Origin of the sequence: Lederbergia lenta NBRC 16444 (genome assembly GCF_001591545.1) — a bacterium.
GTDB lineage: Bacteria > Bacillota > Bacilli > Bacillales > Bacillaceae_C > Lederbergia > Lederbergia lenta.
Map to the genome: position 1 here is coordinate 25,504 of NZ_BCVC01000002.1, position 22,111 is coordinate 47,614.

Below are 22,111 nucleotides of genomic sequence, written 5' to 3' on the forward strand. Positions count from 1 at the left end.
AAGGGGGTTAGGAAATGAAAAAGATAGCTTGGATTTTTGCAATAATGGCAATTTTAATGATAGTGGGTTGTAAGAATAAGGAAGTGGCTAATGATGCGGGTGCTACTACAGACAATTTTAACAAGACAGGTTTGCCTATAGTGAATGATAAAATCACATTAAACTTTGTCACGTCAAAACCACCGCAACAACAGAAATCAACTGAAGATTTACAAGTTGTAAAAGATTTGGAGAAAAAAACGAACATCCATATTAATTGGGATGCCTCATCACAGGGTTACGCTGAAAAGAAAAATTTAATGTTTGCCAGTGGTGATTTGCCAGATGCATTCTTCGGGAGTGGTAGTTTAAGTTCCTCGGATTTAATTGAATACGGAAACCAGGGAATGTTAATCCCCCTTCAAGACTTGATTAATGAATATGCACCAAATATCAAAAAAATCTTGGATAGTAATCCTGATATAAAAAAGAAAATTACTGCGCCAGATGGGAATATTTATTCTATTCCAATGGTGCATGCTGAACCTGGTAATGCATTGCCTGAAGTCATATTCATTAATAAGGTATGGTTGGATGAGCTTGGACTTGAAATCCCTAAAACAACGGATGAATTTGAAAAGGTTTTGCAAGCATTTAAAGACAAGGATCCGAATGGTAATGGTAAAAGTGATGAAATTCCATTTAGTTTCCTTTATGGTAATAGCCTTAATGGTATTTTTTCCTTCTATGGTGCTTTTGGGGTGTTAGATCAGCCAAATCACATTAGTGTGGAGGATAAGGAAGTTTCATTTACTGCTATCACCCCAGAATTTAAAGTAGCAACTGCTTACTTTAATAGTTTGAATAACCAAGGCTTAATTGATCCAGAGGCATTTACTCATGATCGAACAGTATACTTTGCAAAAGGTCGAGGGGCAGATACTCCTTTATATGGGGCTTTCTCGGGATTTATTGCAAGCAATGTTATTGGCCCGGAATTTGCAGATCAATACATTCCAATCCCACCATTAGAAGGACCTGATGGGGTGAAGCAATGGAGAGAAGATGAAGCAATAGCGATGGCTAAGGGAAGTTTCTCGATTACTTCGGCAAATGAAAATCCTACAATTACCATGCGGTGGATTGATGAATTATATACTGAAGAAAATTCAATTCAATGGACGTTCGGACCTAATGGCACGAATATGAAAAAAAATGATGATGGCACTTATGATTATATTGAGCCAACAGATGGATTATCTTTCGATGAATTCAGATGTACTGAATCGCCGTGTTATTCCTCGGCCAGATCACTTCTGCCAGAAACGATGCAGAAAATACATCCGAATGAAAAGGATTCTACTAGGTTGGAATATTTCGATATTTATAAACCGTACATGAAAAAGACCGTTTTTCCTGATGTGTTTTTCACATTGGAAGATACTCAGAAATTAAACACTTTGACAACGGACATTATAGAATTTGTAGATAAAAAACAGGCCCAATGGATCATCAATGGGAATATTGATGCAGAGTGGGATGAATACTTGAAAAAACTAGATGATATGAAGTTGGATGAATTCGTTGATATATATCAAAGGAATTACGATGATTTCATGTCAGAATAAAGTACGTGGAGGATTATATAACTGCTGCATTGGATAATCATATGAAAAAGCGTATAGCATTTGTGCGCGATGATTAAATAGTGGTGATGGGCAATGAGTAAATTGTTGAATAGGGTTCACATGGCGAACGAATAACACAAAACGGGCTATAGAGAAATCCCTAGGAGAAATAAATGAAAGCATTGCAATCTGAAGAATTATTAAAAATGCATCTTTTCTTCAAAATGAAACTGAGAATTCAGGTCATAATCATAGGAATGAAGTGCACGAGTGATGATTATCAAAGAGGCTTTACTTTATCGCCAGATATGCAATCGACGATATCGGTTTTTATACTAATTAAATATGCATAACAAGAAAATGTGAGTCTCCCTTCTGAATAGTGGGAGACTCACATTTTATATTTCCTTCGTTTCCATCAGCTCGTATAATTTTAAACTTCCGTTCATATTTTTAATTTTACTTTTCGTTCTGTATGATCTATCTTTTGAAGAGTCTGGAGTAATAATAGTGAACTTTTCTATCGTTACTACTTCCCATGTATTGTCATCTATTTTTTTCGATGATTCTACAGTGGTGGAGAGAAGCTCTTCTGTAATACCTTTCGTTTCTAAGTAATCGATATAGTCATCTTGTTCTTTCGCCCTTGGTGCTCCAGGGACGATATAATCTTCCACGATGGAGAAATCACGCGCATTGATCGAGTCTACACTTTTTTCATTATACATCAGCATGAATGACGCAATGTCTTCATCAGTAATTGTTATTGGCGTAATGGTAGCTGAATACAATTTTTGTGAACCTTTCATCGTTTTTGTCGGTTCAAAGTCATTGTACCAGGAGCCGACATCCGCACTATCATGGACTAACCACGCTTTGGTTTTTGTATCATATTGTAATTCTACTTCACAATAATCGATTCTGTCCTCTAAGTCTGCTTCTTCGTCAGCATCGTGAAAATCCGCTAAAAAGTGAAAATTTGCTGGAACAATAACAGTAGGTTTCTTTGCATCCTCATCAAAAGATAAATCATCGAAGTTAAGATCGATAGATTCCAATTTCCCGGAAAAAAGATCTTGATAATCTTTGTAGGATGAAAAATTAGATTTAAAAATTTCTTTTAATTCATGTGTGGCGGTAGTAAACTTTTTCACGTCATAAGCGGCATGGGCTTGTACATATTCTTCACCGTACTTTAAAATTACGTCTGCCAATTCATCTGTAAGTTTTTCATTTACAGTTTCAGGATAAATTTCATGATAGCTATCAGTCATTTTTACACTGTCAGATTTAACCTTTCCCCACTGTGTTTCAACCATTGGTATAATAGCGACAGACCCATCTAAAGCTAAAGGTCCTAGTTTTTCAATTCTTAAATCTTTATTAAATTTAATGTTTTTTCCATTGATTTCAATGGAGGCATTTGTGATAGGTGTATTCTTTTCATTAAAAAGTTCTAATGTTACATAGTCTGCCTCTAAATCAACTTCATGGGTTACCCATTCATCATATTCATTAACGACGTGTACTTTCTCTTTTGCATTTACTTCTGTATACTCACCACTAAATTTACTCTCTAGTTCATAAATTCCGGGAGCCATCGGTCCATAAACGACACGTAGTTCCTCGCTTTCTCTGATAGGGAATTCCTTGCCGTTCATAGTGATGTCAATATCTTCAAATGGTAGGTCTAAATCGATGTATTGAGATTTCAATGCGATACTATGTCGTTTAAATAGCCCAAGAAATTTTCCGTTTTCTACGATTCGGAAAAGATGCTCATCTGATGAAAATTCTGCTGGCGCGATGGAATGTAGTTGCTCGTTGATATATTCAATTTCTTTATTAGCCAGCGTAAGCAAAGCGGTTGCTTCTGCTTTTGAAATAAAAGATCCATTACTGTTAATCGCTGTTTTTTGTAGCTTAGCTTTATCCCTGTCTTTTATTGCAGTAACAAATCGCTTCGCCGTTTTTTCTGGTGAGGCATAGGAATTACCCCACATATAAAATGCACTAAATAGGATAAGGATGGCAGCTATAATACTTGTGATTAGTTTTTGTTTTTTTGTAAAAGGCTTTTTACTATTATCTCGTTTGACTGTACTCGTCTTTAGTGGCGTCCCGCACTCTGTACAGATAAGATCTGTCTCATTTATTGGCTTTCCGCATTCTTGGCAAAATCTATTCATAAAGAAACCTCACTTATTTATATTAAAAGGATCATACATGGTATTAGAATAATGGTAAATCGTCCAATATTTCACCGACAATTGAATCCATCATGATCCCGGTGAAAATGGAAAATAGTATTCCAAATAAAACGATATAAATAATAAAAGCATATAAAGGATCTATTAAAGAAGATTTTTGTGCTAAATATTTTCCGACAATGTACAGCGGTAATATAATAATAGAAAACAGGAGGACGATACTTAACAGTGCGTTACCTGCCACATATGATTTTAATAAGATTAAGATAAAGGAAATAACTAAAAGAAGGATGAAAGGTATTAAATGAGTTCCATAGTGACTGACTATTTCTTTATATGTGTAGCCTGGTCCGAAAAATTTTCCGATAATAAACAAAGAAAACGTAACTAGTATCATACAAATAATTGTAAAAATAAACACACTTCCAAACGCAGTGAAAAAGGTAGGTCCAGCGTATTCCTTCATCAATAAACTTCCGTATGAACCAAAGGTGGAACGAGCGACACTTTGAACAAAACTATATAAAATTATTCCGATAAGAAAGGCGAAAATACCAATGGATATCACTCCATTAACAAATTCTTGCTGTTGATTTTCGAAAATACGTGCTGGTTGTTTCATATAATGTGTGAAGTAACTCCAATATTTCTTCGATGTATCTTTTACCTTTTCAATGTGAACATTTGGCTGTGTAGGTTGAGCTACATGGTCTCCTGTGGCTGCAGATTGTTGTGTGGCTGTAGTCACGGTTTCAGCTGATATTTTTTCTGCGTCTTGATCGACTAATTTGTTTCCACATTTTCCGCAGAAATTTCCTGTGTTTTGTTCATGTTGACAACTTGTACAAATCATCTTCATTACCTCCGCTTTCTCTCACTGTGTCTATCATATTGATTTGATAATCGTTTTATTTCGTTTAACTTGATTGTATATTCTTTCATACGTTCATAATTGGTGACTTCGCCTTTATGATTCGTAAAAACAAATCATTCTTATGTCGTTACGATTATGTCTTCTTTTAATAATGTAAAAATAATGGCATATCTTGACTTGTTCTATAAGCCACATAGAATGCTGGTTTGTATGTAACGTTTTTGGGAAAATCTAGCTTTACAAAAAAAGAGTCTTGATCTTCGTTGATCAAGGCGTGATAAAAAGCATTCAATTTTTATCAGGTGCTGTTATATGTTTCATCGTGAAATGTGTAAAACGATGAAACTTGTAATGAGGCTTATCTTTTTTCGTAAAGTTAAGGCTTAATTCTGCTTTGTGATTGAATGTTTGCTAGGACTATTATGCTAGCAATGTCAAAAGCGGTCCCGCATTCAGGGGCAGAATCTTTCCTCTTGGTGCAATTTTGTTACGGACTGCATGCAGAACTTATCTTCCGTTATACATACACCTTCTTTCAAAATGATTGTTTTTAGATATATAATTCTCCTTTATCCCATTATATTTATTAAATTCTATCATATATTTATGTAAAAGTGCTGAAAAAGTAGTTATAAAGATTTAGGTTTTATTACCTATTGTGAAGCCGCTGTAAAATAGTTAATTCAAAGAGTGACTAATATATCCATTCATATCGAAATAGTTATATAGACCTGATTGTAATTTAATACATAATAAAAGAAAAAAGGCCTATGTATGATAGGGATTTATAAATATCGAGTGAACGAAACCTAGATTCATTACAATCGTATAAAAGATAGTATAGGAGGAGATCGTGTGAGAAGGATGCTTAGTGTAATCTTTTTAGCATTGCTGGTGGCTGGTTGTTCGCAAGGTTCCACACCAAAACCGGTAGGAAAAGAGAAAGTGATGGAAAATAAAGTGGAAGAAAAAGGAGAAGACGAAACAAAGATATTGAATCAAGTCCAAGTTCCGACTTCGATAGAAGAACTACGTGAAACAGAGCCTGGCATATTAACAAGCGATTTTGAGAATGAAACGAGCGTATTTGCGGCGATTGATCCATTAGAAGGAATCGAGAAGCAGTGGGTTGCTGAATTGAAAAAGATGCCGAAAGAAGCTGACATTGAATTATGGATGAAGGCGCTCGTATACTATTTGGGTAATAATGCATATCAAAAAACGGTAGGTGATCTTGTTGAATTTGAGCCGAATTTTCCAGAAGCATTATTACCAGAACCAGAAACAATAACTAGAGATGATAAGACAAAGAAGGAATCACCAGATAAAGCAATCATTTTATTGGATGCGAGCTCAAGTATGTTACTTGATGTGGATGGAAAACAGAAAATGAAGATCGCAAAAGATGCGGTTTTGAATTTTGGTAAAACAATTGGTGCGAACAGTGAATTATCTTTATACATTTATGGACATGCGGGTACACAAAATGAGGAAGATATGACTTTATCTTGTTCGCAAATTGATGAAATTTATGATAGATCGAAGTACGAAGAGAAATCATTTGTAAAAGCTGTGAATGAAGTAGAGGCGAAAGGGTGGACACCGTTGGCAGAAGCAATTAAAACTGCTCATGCGGATAATGAAAAATATGAAGGAAACCTCACTCTTTATATAGTGAGTGATGGAATGGAAACATGTGAAGGAGATCCGATTGCCGAAGCGAAGGCATTTGCAGGTAATTTAGAAAAACGCCATGTTAATATTATTGGTTTTGATGTTGATGCAGATAGTGAAACACAATTAAAGGAAGTAGCTGCCGCCGGAAATGGAGAGTATTTAAAGGCGGATAGTGCGGAGGAATTACAAGGATCGATTACAAAAAAATGGGTGCCAAGTGACTTTGATATAGCAATGAAATCCCTACAGTCTCCGAAAAATTCATTTGCTTTAAGTTTTCAACGTCTGGAAGTAGATAAGATGGCAGTACTCATTCAGCATGCGATCTCAACAGAAAATCGCCGTTTTAATGAGGCAATCCGCATGGCGAAATCTGAAGCGGTCATTACAGATGAGCAGGAAGTGACATTACAAAAAGAGATTGACCGTCATAAAGAGTTATTACTGCAGTTGAAAGATACTTTGCAAGCAGAAAAACAACAATCAATTGAAGATGAAGTGAAACGGATTGATGGAAAAATAGAAGATTGGACAAAACGGATGGAAGATTTAAAATAGGAAACAAGGCTGGTGCATACACCGGCTTTTTTCTGTTTCATTCTATAGTTAACTATAGAATGAAACAAGAGGAATTAAATGAACGAGTAATTAATTCATATAGATTTACAATCCAGCAAGGACTATCAAAATCAAAGATAATTGCTTTACTCACATTAGTTTTCCTCTTTTATGTATGATAAATATAGTTTATCATGTTTGTTAAGACAGGGGATGCTTCTTCTTCAAACGAAAAACCAAAATGAAAACGATTTATTAAATGAGGAGTGAATATAATGGAAAAGTGGCTTGAATGGTCCAAAAGAATTCAGTCTATTGCTCAGGCGGGTATTGCCTTTTCTAAAGATGTGTATGATATTGAGCGCTTTGAGGAGCTTAGAAAAATAAGTTTGGAAATTATGGCGGAGCACACGGAAGTTGAAATGGAAAAGCTTACGGAGTTATTTGCTAATGAAACAGGTTATCAAACGCCTAAAGTAGATGTTCGAGCAGTTATTTTTCAAGATAATAAAATTCTGATGGTACGTGAAAATTATGATCAGCATTGGGCGCTACCTGGAGGATTTTGTGATATTGGTATTTCTCCATCAGAAAACGTCGTGAAAGAAGTCAAGGAGGAGTCAGGGTATGAGGTTGTTTCGAAAAGAATATTGGCACTTCTTGATTCGTACAAACACCCGCATCCGCCGCAAGCCTATCATTATTATAAAATATTTATTCTATGTGAAATTATCGGTGGGAAGGCAGATATTGGTGTAGAAACAAATGATATTGGGTTTTTCGCAAAAGATGAGCTGCCACCATTATCGCAAAATCGAAATACAGAAACTCAAATGGATTTATTGTTTCAATTTTTAGAAGATCCTCTTAAAGAAACGATATTTGACTAGCAAGATTCATGACAAATGAAGCTGGTGATATAAATGATAAAAAAGTTAATGAGTTTAAAGCTTCATACAAAATTGATGCTGTTTTTTTCGGCAATCACACTTATACCTCTCCTGTTTTTGGGGATATTTACTTATCAAGTTTCTTCTAAAATGGTGAAGGAACAAGTGAGTAAAGGGATCATGGGAAAATTAACACAGATTAATAAAAATCTAGCTTTTTTTTCTCGGGATATTGAACAGTTAAGTAATTATATTTATCGTTCTGATGTGGTACATAGTGTGTTAGAAAAGCCGGAATCGCGAACGAATTTAGAAAAGTATCAGGACTTCAAACAAATAGAAACGTTATTTGACTCTGTTTTAGGTACAAAAACATGGGATATCAATCTATATATTCTTGGTTTTAATGGCGATCGTTATTTTACAGGAGATTATTTACCATTAGAATATAGCGATATTCAAGCAAATTGGGGCATATTTAGAAAGGCAGAAGAAGGAAAGGGGGCAGCAGTATGGGATACGCATTATACGATTAAGCATACTGGTGAGCAGGAGGTGGTACTGCGTGTTGGAAGATTAATCAAAAGTCCTCAAAATGAAGAGACCATTGGTTATCTGGTGATTGATATATTAGAAACTTCGATTGCGGAGCTCTATCAATCTGACTATGAAGATACACAAAATCAGCTATTCCTCTTAGATGCAGAAGGGTATGTTATTTCAGGCTTTCCAAGCAAGACCACGATTGGTACGAGAATGCGCCATGAGTCTATGGATAATATTATGGGTAGCCAAAGTGGCTTTTTTGATACAAATTGGAATGAGAAAAAATATATTACTATTTTTGATACGAATGAAGAAACCAATTATAAAATTGCGACCTTTTTACCGGAGAACAATATTGTGAAAAGTGGTCGTTCCATTAGATTTTTAACCATATTATTAATTATTATCGGTTTTATTGTAGCTGTTTGGCTATCTTATTTTTTCTCGCTTACTATTACAACACCAGTCAACAGATTAAATAAGATCATGAAAAAAGTAGAGAGCGGAAATCTAGATGTTCGTTTTCAAGCAAAATTCCAAGATGAAATTAGTGATCTTGGACGAAATTTTAATAAAATGATTATTAAACTGAAAACCTCTATTAAGGATAGCCTAGAAAAAAAGAACCGTCTGCAGAAAGCTGAAATACAAACATTACGCGCACAAATCAATCCTCACTTTCTCTATAATACACTGGAAACGATGAGCGCCATTGCAAAGATCAAAGGGGTGCGAACGATTAGCGAATTAGCTATTTCCTTAGGAGAAATGATGCGTTATTCCATTAAAAAAGATAGTGAACTTGTGCGATTAGAGGAAGATTTATCATTACTAGAACGTTATTTATATATACAGGAAGTCAGATTTCGCGAAAAAATCACTATTATTTTTACCGTAGATGAATCAACGAAACACTTATTTATTCCTCCGTTGCTAATTCAGCCAATTGTAGAAAATGCGATTATTCATGGATTGGAAACAAAGGTGGGCAAAGGAAAACTATTGATTCGTATTTTTTCTCGGAATGCTTTTTTATATGTGGAGATTAAGGATGATGGGATTGGCATGAGTGTAGAGAAATTAGCATATGTAAATAGACTACTTCATCACACAGAGACAGCAGGAGAATCGGGAATTGGTTTGGAAAATGTGATGAAAAGGATATCGTTATACTTCGGAGATAATTATGGATTAACGGTTGATAGTGAGAAGGATACTGGAACAACCATTATAATGAAATTACCGATACTGAAGGAGAAATGATCATGATGAGGATGGTTATTGCTGATGATGAATGGCTGATCCGAGAAAGTCTTCGTTGTGGTATTAATTGGGAGGAAAAGGGGATTGATGTAGTCGGTATGGCAGCTGACGGTTTGGAGGCACTTGAATTAGTAAAAAAAGCTATGCCCCATATTTTGTTAACAGATATTAGAATGCCTGGGATTGATGGGATTGAATTAATTCAGCAAGCAAAAGAACTAGCTCCTCGTTTGAAGACGATTATTATTTCAGGATTTGGAGAGTTTGAGTATGCACAAAGTGCACTCAAAATTGGTGCGAATGATTATATATTAAAACCAATTGTTGAGGATGAATTAATTCAGATTGTGGAACGGCTATTACTCGATGTGAAAAAGGAAGAAAGTGAACAGCTCACTCATTATCTTTTCAAAGTTATCCAAGGAGAGATCAAGTATGATCATACTAAATTCGAACAATTATTAGCAAAGGGTGAGTATGCATTTATTTGTTGGAAAAGTGAACAAGCTGTTCAGATTCCGGTAATAGATGGCGTGCATCCTCTATTAGCTCAATCCTGTGAAGGAATTATATTTGTGGAAGAAGCAAATATAAAAAAGACTTATTTTAACCAATTGCATGAGTTATTTACCGAAAGAGGCATAGTAGGTGGTTGTAGTTCTATTTCCAGCCACCCCGAAGATTTTCATCATTTATATAAGCAGGCGTTGACGATTAAAAGTCAACATACATTAAGCGAAATAAAAGGAGGATTATATACGGAACATGCTTCACCGATTAACGTGGAAGAAGTTATTCAATATATTAAAGACAATTACCGAGAAGCGATCTCTTTACAAGACCTTGCTAATAGTTATTATATATCCGATAGCTATTTTAGTAGGATTTTCAAGCAGCATACAGGGAAAAATTTTATTGAATATGTAACAGATTTTCGGATAACAAAGGCAAAGGATTTATTAGTATATTCATCGCTAAAAACGAATGAGGTCAGTACCTCAGTAGGTTATTTGGATCAACGTTATTTCAGTCAAATATTTAAAAGGCATACTGGGATGACGCCATCTTCTTATAAGAAAAAACATAGAGATGTTCATTAATTTGAACGTCTTTTTTATTTTAGGGGACGAGATGATATATTAATCTTTCCATTTTACTTATTGTCTCCAGTTCGCAGAGACAAGCAAAGTCAAAATTCTCCTACAATGAGTCAATAAATTCTAATGTTCCTTACTTCATATCAGTGGGGCCTTATTTGTACGAGGAGCGTTTCTGCTATACTGTCATGAAATAATTTAAACATTTAAGAAATTACGTCCCGTTGTAATCGCTTTCTGTATGCGGATATAATTTAGTTAGAAAAGAAATATAAAGAAGGGGTTGAGGAAATTGAAAAGAATATTATCTCTGATGCTTATAGCCCTACTTGTTCTGACAATTGCAGCATGTGGAAATAAGGAGGAAGAGAAAGAGAGCGAAGGGAAATCTTCAACAAAAGTAACCGTGTATTCGCCACACCAAGCTGAAATTATTAATCCGATTGTAAAAGAGTTCCAGGATAGAACGAAAATCGAAGTGGAGCTTGTAACAGGTGGGACAGGTGAGTTGCTAAACCGCGTAAAGGCAGAGTCCAATAAAGCATTGGGCGATGTGTTTTGGGGAGGCGGAGCAGAATCCTTAGCCGCTTTTACAGACAACTTTGAGCCATATAAAGTGGAAAATGATGCAGACATTGCTGATATCTACAAGAGTGCCGATGGGGCATGGACTGGTTTTTCTGCCTTGCCGATGGTAATTATGTATAACAAAGATTTGGTGAAAGAAGACGAGGTTCCAAAGTCTTGGAGCGATTTACTCGATCCAAAATGGAAAGGGAAAATTGCATTTGCCGATCCAGCGAAATCAGGATCTTCCTATACACAACTTGTTACGATGTTATTTGCGAATAAGGATGATGGAAAAGACGGATGGGATTTCGTGAGTAAGTTTGTGGATCACCTAGATGGAAAAATTTTAGGTGGATCAAGCATGGTATTTAAAGGTGTAGCAGATGGGGAATTCCCTCTTGGTATTACGTTAGAAGAAGCAGCCTATCGCTATATTTCTGGCGGCGCAAATGTGGATGTGACATATCCAACGGAAGGAACATCATCTGTACCTGATGGAATGGCATTAATAAAAGGAGCAAAGAACAAAGAAAATGCCCAGAAATTTTTGGACTTTTTAGCAAGTAAAGATGTCCAAGAGATTATCGTAAAAGAATTTAATAGACGCTCTATTCTTGATGATGTAGAAGCGCCAGAAGGGTTAATTACTTCTAAAGAAATTCCTTTAGTTGACTATGATTTTAATTGGGCTTCAGAAAACCAAGATGATGTAATGAAAAAGTTCCAAGATTTAATTATTGGAAAATAGCGTAAATATTTGAATTGAAAAAGAAGAATCGTTTTTTACAGCGGTTCTTTCTTTGATAGGAGGAAATTATTGTGACAGACGTTCGAATAGATAGAGTAACAAAGTATTTTGGTGAGATGAAGGCAATTAATAATGCTGACATTCATATTGAAGAAGGAGAATTTTTTACCTTACTTGGCCCAAGTGGGTGTGGGAAAACGACTTTATTACGAGCGCTAGCAGGGTTTTATCGGCAAGATGAAGGAGATATTTATTTTGGCGAGAAATGTATTAATGATTTGCCAGCACATAATAGAAATATAGGGATGGTATTCCAGAGTTATGCTATTTTTCCGCATATGTCTGTGTTTGATAATGTTGCTTATGGTTTAAAAGCACGTAAGGTAAAGAAGCAAGAGATTCAGAGACGAGTGATGGAAGCACTGGAAATGGTAGAACTTGCCCATTTAAAAGATCGCCAACCATCACAAATGAGTGGTGGACAACAACAGCGTATTGCATTAGCCCGTGCCATTGTTATTCACCCTGGATTGTTATTAATGGATGAGCCCTTATCTAATCTGGATGCCAAATTACGTTTGAAAATGCGCTCAGATATTCGGGAACTGCAAAAACGACTTCATATTACAACTGTATATGTAACACATGATCAAGAAGAAGCATTAGCAGTTTCCGATCGAATCGCAGTTTTAAATAATGGGGAAATCCAGCAAATTGGGAAACCATATGAAATATATTTAAGACCGAGAAATAAATTTGTTGCCAATTTTATTGGAACGACAAATTTTTTAGATGGAGAACTCGTTCAACGAGTAGCAGGGGAGTCTGTAGTAAAAGTGGAAGGAGTGGAGTACCCAGTTTCTATTAATCAATCATATGAAGGAAAAGTAATTTATAGTGTCAGACCAGAACAAATTAAAATGAAAAAGCCTGAAACAAAGCTGGCGGGCGTATTTCTGCAAGGGATGATCAAGGAAACAATGTTTCTAGGTGAAAAAGTAGAGTACACAGTAGAATTAGCATCTGGTAAGTCTGTAAGTATACATGAGCATGCTATTAGTTATCGCGATTTGATGAATGAAGGAGAGAAAATTGAATTTTATATAAATCCAGAGGAGGCAATTATTTATTCGGAAAGTGGAGAGGAGGCGCTGAATCTCCATGGCAACGCCTAAACGCAAAAAGTTATTTCAATGGGATTTCTGGAACTTCGTTACGATTGCCGCTTTTCTATTAGTACTTTTATTTTTAATTTACCCGTTATTTAATATTTTTATTAATAGCTTTATTCAAGAAGGAAAGTTTACATTAGAAACATATAAAGACTTTTTTTCATTAAAGTATTATTATAGTTCTCTAACTAATAGTTTAATTGTATGTTCATTAGCGACGATTTTTGCTATTTGTTTAGGGTTGCCAATGGCTTATATTATGGCTAGGTTTGATATTCCTTTTAAGAAAACCATTCATATTTTAATTATTTTAACATTGCTCTCTCCACCTTTTATTGGAGCATATTCTTGGATTTTAATGCTTGGTAATAATGGGTTTTTAACAAGGTTTTTTCATGGTATTGGCTTAAATACAAAATCGATTTATGGATTGCATGGTATGATCTGGGTGTTTACAATCCAATTTTATCCGCATATTTATCTGTATGTGTCCGGAGCATTAAAAACAATTGACTCATCATTAGAAGAAGCTGCGGAAAGTTTAGGAAGCACACGCTGGGAAAAATTAAAAACCGTGACGATTCCACTAATTTTCCCTACTTTGTCTACAGGTGCTCTCATGGTATTTATGGCTTCCTTTGCTGACTTTGGTACACCAATGTTGATGGGGCAAGGGATTAAAGTATTACCAATTCTAGCTTACGAACAATTTATTAGTGAAATGGGTTCTAACCCTGCAATGGCAAGTACTTTAAGTATGATATTATTGGCTGTTAGTACGAGTATTTTGTTTTTACAGCGATATTTAGTTTCTCGTAAAACATTTACGATGAGTTCGATGAGACCACCTGCTATCATTAAGTTAAAACCATTTCAAAAATTCTTGGCTATGACCTACGTTTTTATCGTCGTTGGCGTATCAATTATTCCACAAGCGACAGTCATAACAACCTCATTTCTAAAGACAAATGGACCAGTGTTCACGAGTCAGTTTAGTTTAGATAGCTATCGCGAAGTATTGTATCGAGTACCAAAAGCGATCGTCAATACGTTTACTTATGCCAGTGTGGCAATTGCATTCATGTTAATCGCAGGTTTATTATTATCTTATGTCGTTGTCAGGAGGAGTTCTAAACTAAGTTCGCTCTTGGACGCGCTAATTATGATTCCTTACGTTATACCAGGAACCGTGCTCGGAATCAGTTTAATTATAGCTTTTAACAAGCCGCCATTAGAATTAACAGGAACATGGATTATCTTGGTGATAGCCTATTTTATTAGGAAACTACCATATACGATGAGGTCAAGCACGGCGATATTATACCAAATTGATAAGAGTGTAGAAGAGGCATCAATTAGCCTTGGAGTGCCTCCGATGAAGACATTTTTTAAAACTACAGCTGTTTTGATGATTCCAGGCGTTTTATCTGGGGCGATTTTAAGTTGGGTTACAACGATTAATGAATTGAGCTCAACGATCGTTTTATATGCGGGTTCGACTGCAACGATTACTGTTGCAATATATAGTGAAGTCTTCACAGCAAATTTTGGCACAGCGGCAGCGCTAGCATCAATTTTGTCTTTAAGCACAATTATTTCACTCATAATTGTTACCATTATTTCAGGGAAAAAGGGCGTATCTATTTAACGGGGGGCTGACCCCCGTTGCGTTAAACTGCTAAAGTAAGGAGGGGACACATTGAAAAAGTGGTTGAGTATCATTAGTTTGATCATTGTTTTTCTATGTGTATTTTTCCTCTATACTTTAAAACCGGAAAATGTGAATGAACATCAAATGGTAAATAAAGAACGGATTACATTTTGGGCATATTCACCGGGATTATTAAAGATTGCAGATCAATTTGAAAAAGAGAATCCAGATGTACGAGTTGTGAAAAAACTTTTGAAAAACTCAACAATATTATTGGAAGAGCTCTATGCGGCCCAATCTGCAGGAAATTCTCCCGATATTGCTGAAATTCCTTCGTGGTATGGTATTGCTCCACTAATAGAATCAGATGCGATTTTACCCATGGATGAATATTTAACGACGGAATTCCAGGTAGCGATGCCGAAATCCATTGCAAAACGTTTTTTACTTGACGATGTTTTATGGGCAATCCCACTCAACTATGAAATACCAATTTTATATGCGAATGATGCAATATTATCACATGATAAGGTCTCATTAGAAAATATAAACAGTTTCTCTAAATTGCTTGAAATGGGGGAAAAGTTAGAGCATCCAAATGTAAAGTGGGCTATCAATGCAGATAACTTATATCCATGGTATATAGAGAATTTAAATGAGGGATCTGAAAAAACTGTTGCTTCGCTAATCGATGAATATGAAGAGATTCTTCTTCATATGAACCATATGGCATTAACTCAATTTGTGAATGGCGAGGGTGCAGTCCTACTTAGCTCTTCAGGTAAGATGCAGTTAATTGAAAAATTAATTGGTAGTAGATTTAAGTGGAGCATGCGCCTATTTCCAGTAGCGCCCGAAAATATCATTCCGAATGGAAATGGAATTGTAATTTTAAAAAATGAAAAGGTTCCATCAGATTATACAAGACAGTTTCTTCGTTATATTCAAGAAGAGGATCAGTTGAAGACATTAGCAATGGAGCAGTCGCTAATACCTGCTAATATGCGGTTAATAAAAAATGAAAAATTTCATAATTTTTATCGCCACTTTCCTGGCTACCAGAAGATGCTGATTGAAAGTTTGAAAGCCGAAGGGCAATTTTTACGTAAAGACGATGAAGTGGAGTGGAAGATGATCTTGCATGCAAATGAAAATAAAGAATAGGTGTTGATGAACTGTATGACAATTTCAGTGCTAGAACTATTTAATCAAGGGAAATTGGGTATTCCGGAAATATGTGAAGATTTATATGTGGTAAACGATCATTTTGTAGCAGTTATAGATGGTGCAACGAACATAACCGGTAATTTAATACATGGGAAAGCACCTGGCAGACTTGCAGCAGAAGTAATTCAACGTGTGATTCTAGAAGCTAGAATGGATGTGACATTACAAGAGTTAATTGCTGACATAAATAAAAATTTGCAAATATTATATGAGGAATATGGTATTTTAGATGACATTAAGAAGTGTGCTTGGATGGCGCCTACAGCGTGCTTAATTTGCTATAGCCATTATTATCAAGAGGTTTGGCAATTAGGTGATTCCCAGTGTATGATCGATGGACAACTCCATACAAATGAAAAACAAATTGATGATATTACAGCTAATGCAAGGGCGTTATTTCTCGAAGCTGAAATTAAAAAAGGGAAAACAATAGAAGACCTGCTTGAGCATGATACAGGATGGGATTATATCAAGACATTAATTCAACTGCAGTATTATTTGCAAAATGATAGAGACAGTCAGTTTGGGTTTGAGGTAATCAATGGATTCGATGTTGATTTTTCAAGAGTAAAAACGATTCAAGTACCAAAAGATGCGAAAACAATCATCCTAGCATCAGATGGCTACCCTATGTTGAAAACGACATTGAACGAAACAGAAAGTGAATTACAGCATTTGCTTCAAACAGATCCGCTTTGCTTTCGCCAGTTTAAATCTGCTAAAGGACTACAAAAAGGACATCTTTCCTTTGATGATCGAACATATATTAAGTTTGAAATTGCATAAAAACAATAGCCATAATTGCAAAATTGGTGGGTGTAAATACTAATTTAATCCCTGATAGTAAAAAAACTGCCTGACAGCATTTAAATGCTGTCAGGCAGTTTTGGTTTTATTGAATTGTATCTAGCAATTGATATGCTTCTTCTGTTGTTTTCACAGATAAAAGATCGTTTCTAAATGTATCGTCCATTAACTTACGAGAGAGCATTTGTAAGATTTTCAAATGTTCATCTCCGGCGTTTTGTTCAGGTACAGCAATCATAAAGATAATTTTAGCGTCTGTACCGTCAAAGCTTTTCCAATCAACCCCATCGCGTTGAAGTCCGAATACGACTGCAGGGCGTTTTACAGCATTTGATTTGCCGTGTGGAATAGCAATGTTCGTACCGATACCAGTCGTACTTTGTGCTTCCCGATTTAAGATTGCTTCTTTAAAAGCTTCTTTTGAATCAAGAACATTATTTGCATATAGTTTTTCAATCATCTCATCGATGACATCATCACGAGTTGTACCACTTAAGTTTACATCGATTAATTGTTCATTTGTGATATCTGTTAATTTATGAATTTCTTTTTCAGTTGGTGCAGATTCCTTTTCTGCTTCCACATGTTCAGGAATTGGCGCACCCCCAGCTATTGCTGGCTCAGGATTAACATCTTTCTTCAAAAAGTTTACCATAAATGCTGTTACAAATACCCCGACAATTGCTGCAATGAAGAACATAAGCACATTATCAACTGCACCAAGGGCTGCAACAATTGGACCACCATGAGCAACTCTATCGCCAACGTTTCCGATCATCGCAATAACTGACCCAACGATAGAACCAACCATAATACTTGGAATTACTCGAAGTGGATCTTGTGCGGCAAAGGGGATAGCACCTTCTGTAATACCGAATAATCCCATCGTGAATGATGCTTTTCCTGTTTCTTGTTCAGCTTTTTGATATTTCTTTTTGTTTAAAAATGTAGCTAATCCCATTCCAATTGGTGGAATACAAATGGCTACTGCAATTGGTCCCATGATTTCATAGTTACCTTCGACAATCATTGCTGATCCGAATAAGAATGCAACTTTATTAAATGGACCGCCCATATCAAAGGAAATCATTGCTCCAAGTATAATTGCGAGTAAAATAGAGCTCGTTCCTTGCATACCAGCAAGCCAAGTAGTTAACGCTTCAAATACTCCTGCAACAGGAGCGCCAATGATATAAATAAAAGCCAATCCGACAATTAACGTAGCGAAAATAGGGATGATAATAATTGGCATGATTGGTAGAAGTGCTTTTGGTACTTTGATCTTTTTAATCCCAAGTGCAACATAACCAGCAAGGAAACCTGCGATAATACCACCAATGAATCCCGCTCCTGCTTCACTTCCGTAAAAACTACCGTTGGCTGCAATGAAACCGCCAATCATCCCAGGCGCAAGTCCGGGTCTGTCTGCGATACTAACGGCAATAAACCCAGCTAAAATAGGGATCATAAATGTGAAAGCAGCGCCACCAAGACTTTCGATTGTTTTCCAGATAGAATCTTCAGGAATAACAATACCACCCGGTGTTTTTTCTCCGCCTAGAGTCAAAGCAATTGCAATTAAAAGACCACCGATAACAATAAACGGGATCATGTAAGATACACCATTCATCAAGTGACGATAAATTGGATTTTGTTTCGAAGCTCTATCTTTTTTCGTATCATCAATGGAACGTTGTTCTGGTTTAAATACCGGCACATCACCAGCATTAAATTTATTAATTAGTTCTTCAGAGCGGCGAATACCGTCTTGTACCCCTGTAACAATGACGCGCTTTCCAGCAAAACGTTCTTTATCAACCGTTTTATCTGCTGCGATAATAATACCATCTGCTTCTTGAATATCTTGATCTGTGAGTGCGTTTTCAACACCGGTAGATCCTTGTGTTTCTACTTTTATATCGACGCCAAGTTTTTCCCCGGCCTTTTGCAAGTTTTCTGCTGCCATGTATGTGTGAGCGATGCCAACAGGGCAAGCGGTTACAGCTAAGATCTTCATATATAAGTCCTCCTTATTCATAGTATTAAATGACTACATTCATCTTATACCAAAAGGATTATGTATATATTTTTCTTTTTACCGTAAGTTCCGGTAAAAAGAATATATTGATCTGAAGGTGCAATGTGATAACGAAAGGGCGGAGCAAAAATTAGTGGAAGAAATGAAGCAGACTTTCTATTGAAGCGATCAAACTTAAAGAAGAAAAAACGATGGCAGAAGTTAGTCTAAAGGAAGTTAGCTGATAAAGGAAGGATTTTTGCGACTAATTTTATCAAAAGGATGACACGTCTAAACTGAAAGCAAATGGAATGATGCAGATGCTAAATCATTAGGCAACTGCATCACTGGCTACTAACAGTTAGGAATTCTACACCCGTGTCACATAAAGTATGATTGGAAAATGAGTTTATTTGAATAGCACAATAATAAATTATATTTCCCAGGAAATCGACATATTCTTTTATATTTAAAATCGTTCAGTTTATTATATATAAGGTTATTCGACAAGCGGGTGTTACTGTTATCCCTCGAACGAGATGAAGGAAATAGTGGAGGAAATGTAGGGAAATAAGCGGCCACTATTTCTTTCAATTAGTATGGAGAGGATAGGTGGTATAACTACTTGCTATTTTGGTAATTTATTTAAAAAGCTATCTAATTTCGTTTGTTTCGAGAGTTCTTTAACTAGCTCACTTTGTTCACTTAACAGGGATATTTCATTAAAGAGTTGCTTAATTACTTGTTGTTCTTCATGAACAACAGCAAGTAAAAATACAAGAGATACTTGTTCCTTTCCCCATTCAATCGGTTCTTTTAAAGTGGCTACAGCAATTCCAGAATGAAGAATATCTGATGGGTTTCCATGTGGAATTGCAATCGAGGATCCAATCGAAGTTGCTGACATTCTTTCTCTCAAAAGTGCGCTATGGATATATTCCCTTTTGACAAAGCCACGATCATGTAAAGAAGTTGCCAGTAATTCAACAATCTCGTAGCGATGCTTTTGATCAACTTGTAAAAAAATAGAATCATCATCTATAAAATGAAGCAGAGTAGCATACTGATGTTGAGTATGTTTATTTATTCCTTCATTTTTAATAAAGGCTTGTAAGCGATCTTGGTCAGCCGAATCAAATAAAGGAGAGATAACAATATGTGGTGCTGATACATTTGGCAAATCGATAGTAGAGATGATCATATCAAAATCTGTTGAAGCAAATTTATTTAAATCAGCTCTGCTAACGCAATGTTCAATCTGCAAATCTGAAATTTGGCGCTCAATTCTTGATCTTAATAAATGAGACATACCAATTCCAAGATGACAAACGATAATTGCTCGCTTTTTCTGTGATACCATACGCTTTCTGCGCTCTACAGAAGCCTGGAAATGAAGAACAATATAGGCCGCTTCATCTTCTGGAAGCATCATAGAAAATAACTCGCTACATCTTTCAAGCGTTAAAATCACCATGCTGAACATATAAGGATACATCTTTTTAATTTCAGTTAACAATGGATTTTTAATCGGTAACTGATAAGAAAGCCGATTCAATACTGGTTCTAAATGAACAGAGAGTCCTTGAAATAGTGTAATGTCAGAAGTGAAATCAATTTTTGTTAACTGTGTCATTTGCTCAATAAGTTTCGTAACTAACTTTTCTAAGAAAGGGTTCTCTATTTCGTCTGCTGTCCTTTTTTTACCGCTTATTAAATGCCAAGCTAAGTAAATAATTTCGCTGTCAGGAATGCGGATCGCAAAGAATGGCTCAATTTCCAACATTAATTGTTTGGCTTGTTTAAATTCTGCTTTTTCCGTTATTTCCATGTTTTGCTTAGGAAGTTGAATAGGACTTTTTTGTTTGATTCGTTTAATCATAATTAAAATATGAATGACTAAACGGTCGAATGTTTCATCTGTATAAGAAAAATCAGCTCGGTTTAATACAGTTTTCACGATGTTTACCTCTTGCTCTGGAAATAAACGGGTAATGGAGGTTTGTTCATAATCATGATTGCTAGCAAGTTGTGGAAGATGCGCCATAGCACTACGTCTTTTTGTTTCCGCTCCATCAAGAAATACTCCGACTTTTTGTTTAGAATAAAGATTGATTTCGAAAGCTAGTAACCAATCAGCGATGATATCTAGGTCTTTTTTTACCGTTGTTTTATTTGTAAAATGTTTGTCCGCAAATTGTTGGAGTGTAAGGGGGTGCTGAGCCGTTAATAATTCGTAAGCTATATCGAAGATTCGCTCTTCACTCGATTTTTCCCATTTTGCTTGTAACAAATCCAATACTTGTTGACGATCCACTTCTGTCCCCTGTAAAAAAATACCGCGGCCTGGTTTTCGATGGAGGCGAATATTGGAATATGCCACAAAAAAATCAGTTATATCCTTTAGATCATTTCGCACTGTTTTTTCTGAGCATCCAACTTTCTCTGCTAACTGATCAACTAATGCATAGCGTTCAGTACTTGTTAATAATATTTTTATTAACTCAAACTGGCGTACATTCACTCATCACACCCCCCTTATTTTTATCTGTCAATAATTGATTATTAGTTATTATTATACATGTACATTGTACTATGTACTAATGGAGAGCTTTTGCGCCTGTGGAAATCACAATATTTAAACAGTTTGAAAATATATTAAATATTATTAATCTTTATAGTATACTAGGGGAGAATGAATTTTCAGGTGAAGAAAGGGGGATGACATAATGAGAGTTAAATTAAGAAACGATGCTGGAGTTGTAAAAGACGTTAAAATTGGATTCAGTTGGACTACTTTTTTCTTTGGTTTTTTCCCGGCTTTATTTAGAGGCGATTTGAAGTGGGCTGCGATCATGTTTGTATCTTCGGTTGCTATCGGCTTAATTACATTTGGTTTTGGTGGTTGGATTCCAGGTATTATATTTTCTTTTATTTATAATAATATTTACATAAAAGATCTACTAGAAAAAGGATATCGTCCTGCTGATGAACAGGCAGAAGCTGAACTTAAAAGCAGAGGCATCATTTCAGGTAACCAAGCAGTGTCTTAATAAAAAGTAAGAGCCCAATACTCATTGATTGGGCTCTTACTTTTATTATGTGCCTCTTACATTTCCTCAAACAATCATTTGATAACCCCTCAAGCAATATTATCTTTTTATCTATATCAATATTCATGAATAGTCTGTCTTTCTTCT

The 22,111-nt window shown here is 35.7% G+C and carries 16 protein-coding genes; 12 read left to right on the forward strand and 4 right to left on the reverse strand.

All coding sequences use genetic code 11. The features are described 5' to 3' along the window. Positions 1 to 14 precede the first annotated feature (14 nt). Entirely contained in the window at positions 15 to 1,607 is a 1,593-nt protein-coding gene (locus BLE01S_RS10250) for a type 2 periplasmic-binding domain-containing protein (protein WP_066141150.1), read from the forward strand. Between the two features lie 173 nt (positions 1,608 to 1,780). Next, on the forward strand, positions 1,781 to 1,960 hold the full coding sequence (locus BLE01S_RS10255; RefSeq protein WP_066141153.1) for a hypothetical protein: 180 nt from the start codon (positions 1,781 to 1,783) through the stop codon (positions 1,958 to 1,960). A 45-nt stretch (positions 1,961 to 2,005) separates the two neighbouring features. Here BLE01S_RS10255 and BLE01S_RS10260 read toward each other — a convergent pair whose 3' ends face one another. Further along, a complete protein-coding gene (locus BLE01S_RS10260) occupies positions 2,006 to 3,796 on the reverse strand; it encodes a zinc ribbon domain-containing protein YvbJ (RefSeq protein WP_066141158.1) in 1,791 nt (596 codons plus the stop codon). 43 nt (positions 3,797 to 3,839) lie between these two features. Further along, positions 3,840 to 4,670, reverse strand: a complete 831-nt coding sequence (locus BLE01S_RS10265) for a Yip1 family protein (protein ID WP_066141163.1) — start codon at positions 4,668 to 4,670, stop codon at positions 3,840 to 3,842. A gap of 885 nt (positions 4,671 to 5,555) precedes the next feature. On the opposite strand from BLE01S_RS10265, the gene BLE01S_RS10270 reads away from it, so the two are divergent. From BLE01S_RS10270 to BLE01S_RS10310, 9 genes are all read left to right on the forward strand, one after another. Beyond that, positions 5,556 to 6,926 carry a vWA domain-containing protein gene (locus BLE01S_RS10270; protein ID WP_326255485.1) on the forward strand — a complete coding sequence of 457 codons (1,371 nt, stop codon included), beginning with the start codon at positions 5,556 to 5,558 and terminating at the stop codon, positions 6,924 to 6,926. A 272-nt stretch (positions 6,927 to 7,198) separates the two neighbouring features. Continuing rightward, entirely contained in the window at positions 7,199 to 7,816 is a 618-nt protein-coding gene (locus BLE01S_RS10275; protein ID WP_197713583.1) for an NUDIX hydrolase, read from the forward strand. 33 nt (positions 7,817 to 7,849) lie between these two features. Beyond that, the gene (locus tag BLE01S_RS10280; RefSeq protein WP_066141172.1) at positions 7,850 to 9,625 is read left to right on the forward strand and encodes a cache domain-containing sensor histidine kinase; all 1,776 of its coding nucleotides are present in this window, start codon (positions 7,850 to 7,852) and stop codon (positions 9,623 to 9,625) included. 2 nt (positions 9,626 to 9,627) lie between these two features. After that, positions 9,628 to 10,725, forward strand: coding sequence for a response regulator (locus BLE01S_RS10285; protein WP_066141174.1), 1,098 nt, complete (start codon positions 9,628 to 9,630; stop codon positions 10,723 to 10,725). A gap of 289 nt (positions 10,726 to 11,014) precedes the next feature. After that, positions 11,015 to 12,040: an ABC transporter substrate-binding protein gene (locus tag BLE01S_RS10290; protein WP_066141179.1), complete on the forward strand. Its 1,026-nt coding sequence runs from the start codon at positions 11,015 to 11,017 to the stop codon at positions 12,038 to 12,040. 71 nt (positions 12,041 to 12,111) lie between these two features. After that, entirely contained in the window at positions 12,112 to 13,215 is a 1,104-nt protein-coding gene (locus BLE01S_RS10295) for an ABC transporter ATP-binding protein (protein ID WP_197713561.1), read from the forward strand. Continuing rightward, a complete protein-coding gene (locus BLE01S_RS10300) occupies positions 13,202 to 14,860 on the forward strand; it encodes an ABC transporter permease (protein ID WP_066141182.1) in 1,659 nt (552 codons plus the stop codon). The genes BLE01S_RS10295 and BLE01S_RS10300 overlap by 14 nt, the downstream gene beginning before the upstream one ends. A gap of 51 nt (positions 14,861 to 14,911) precedes the next feature. Then, on the forward strand, positions 14,912 to 16,027 hold the full coding sequence (locus tag BLE01S_RS10305; RefSeq protein WP_066141185.1) for an ABC transporter substrate-binding protein: 1,116 nt from the start codon (positions 14,912 to 14,914) through the stop codon (positions 16,025 to 16,027). Between the two features lie 15 nt (positions 16,028 to 16,042). Further along, entirely contained in the window at positions 16,043 to 16,876 is an 834-nt protein-coding gene (locus tag BLE01S_RS10310) for a hypothetical protein (protein WP_066141189.1), read from the forward strand. A 106-nt stretch (positions 16,877 to 16,982) separates the two neighbouring features. On the opposite strand, the gene BLE01S_RS10315 is transcribed toward BLE01S_RS10310, so the two are convergent. Both BLE01S_RS10315 and BLE01S_RS10320 read right to left on the reverse strand, forming a co-directional pair. Continuing rightward, complete coding sequence (locus BLE01S_RS10315) at positions 16,983 to 18,914, reverse strand: PTS fructose transporter subunit IIABC (protein WP_066141192.1); 1,932 nt, start codon at positions 18,912 to 18,914, stop codon at positions 16,983 to 16,985. A 628-nt stretch (positions 18,915 to 19,542) separates the two neighbouring features. Next, positions 19,543 to 21,435, reverse strand: coding sequence for a BglG family transcription antiterminator (locus BLE01S_RS10320; protein ID WP_066141197.1), 1,893 nt, complete (start codon positions 21,433 to 21,435; stop codon positions 19,543 to 19,545). Between the two features lie 205 nt (positions 21,436 to 21,640). On the opposite strand from BLE01S_RS10320, the gene BLE01S_RS10325 reads away from it, so the two are divergent. Further along, the gene (locus BLE01S_RS10325; protein ID WP_066141201.1) at positions 21,641 to 21,964 is read left to right on the forward strand and encodes a hypothetical protein; all 324 of its coding nucleotides are present in this window, start codon (positions 21,641 to 21,643) and stop codon (positions 21,962 to 21,964) included. Positions 21,965 to 22,111: the final 147 nt, after the last annotated feature.

Excerpts from the sequence above, each read along its gene's own strand:
- BLE01S_RS10265 (WP_066141163.1), bottom strand. The coding sequence starts at position 4,670 with ATGATTTGTACAAGTTGTCAACATGAACAAAACACAGGAAATTTCTGC.
- BLE01S_RS10315 (WP_066141192.1), bottom strand. The coding sequence starts at position 18,914 with ATGAAGATCTTAGCTGTAACCGCTTGCCCTGTTGGCATCGCTCACACA.
- BLE01S_RS10280 (WP_066141172.1), top strand. The coding sequence starts at position 7,850 with ATGATAAAAAAGTTAATGAGTTTAAAGCTTCATACAAAATTGATGCTG.
- BLE01S_RS10310 (WP_066141189.1), top strand. The coding sequence starts at position 16,043 with ATGACAATTTCAGTGCTAGAACTATTTAATCAAGGGAAATTGGGTATT.
- BLE01S_RS10270 (WP_326255485.1), top strand. The coding sequence starts at position 5,556 with ATGCTTAGTGTAATCTTTTTAGCATTGCTGGTGGCTGGTTGTTCGCAA.
- BLE01S_RS10255 (WP_066141153.1), top strand. The coding sequence starts at position 1,781 with ATGAAAGCATTGCAATCTGAAGAATTATTAAAAATGCATCTTTTCTTC.
- BLE01S_RS10285 (WP_066141174.1), top strand. The coding sequence starts at position 9,628 with ATGATGAGGATGGTTATTGCTGATGATGAATGGCTGATCCGAGAAAGT.
- BLE01S_RS10325 (WP_066141201.1), top strand. The coding sequence starts at position 21,641 with ATGAGAGTTAAATTAAGAAACGATGCTGGAGTTGTAAAAGACGTTAAA.
- BLE01S_RS10260 (WP_066141158.1), bottom strand. The coding sequence starts at position 3,796 with ATGAATAGATTTTGCCAAGAATGCGGAAAGCCAATAAATGAGACAGAT.
- BLE01S_RS10300 (WP_066141182.1), top strand. The coding sequence starts at position 13,202 with ATGGCAACGCCTAAACGCAAAAAGTTATTTCAATGGGATTTCTGGAAC.
- BLE01S_RS10250 (WP_066141150.1), top strand. The coding sequence starts at position 15 with ATGAAAAAGATAGCTTGGATTTTTGCAATAATGGCAATTTTAATGATA.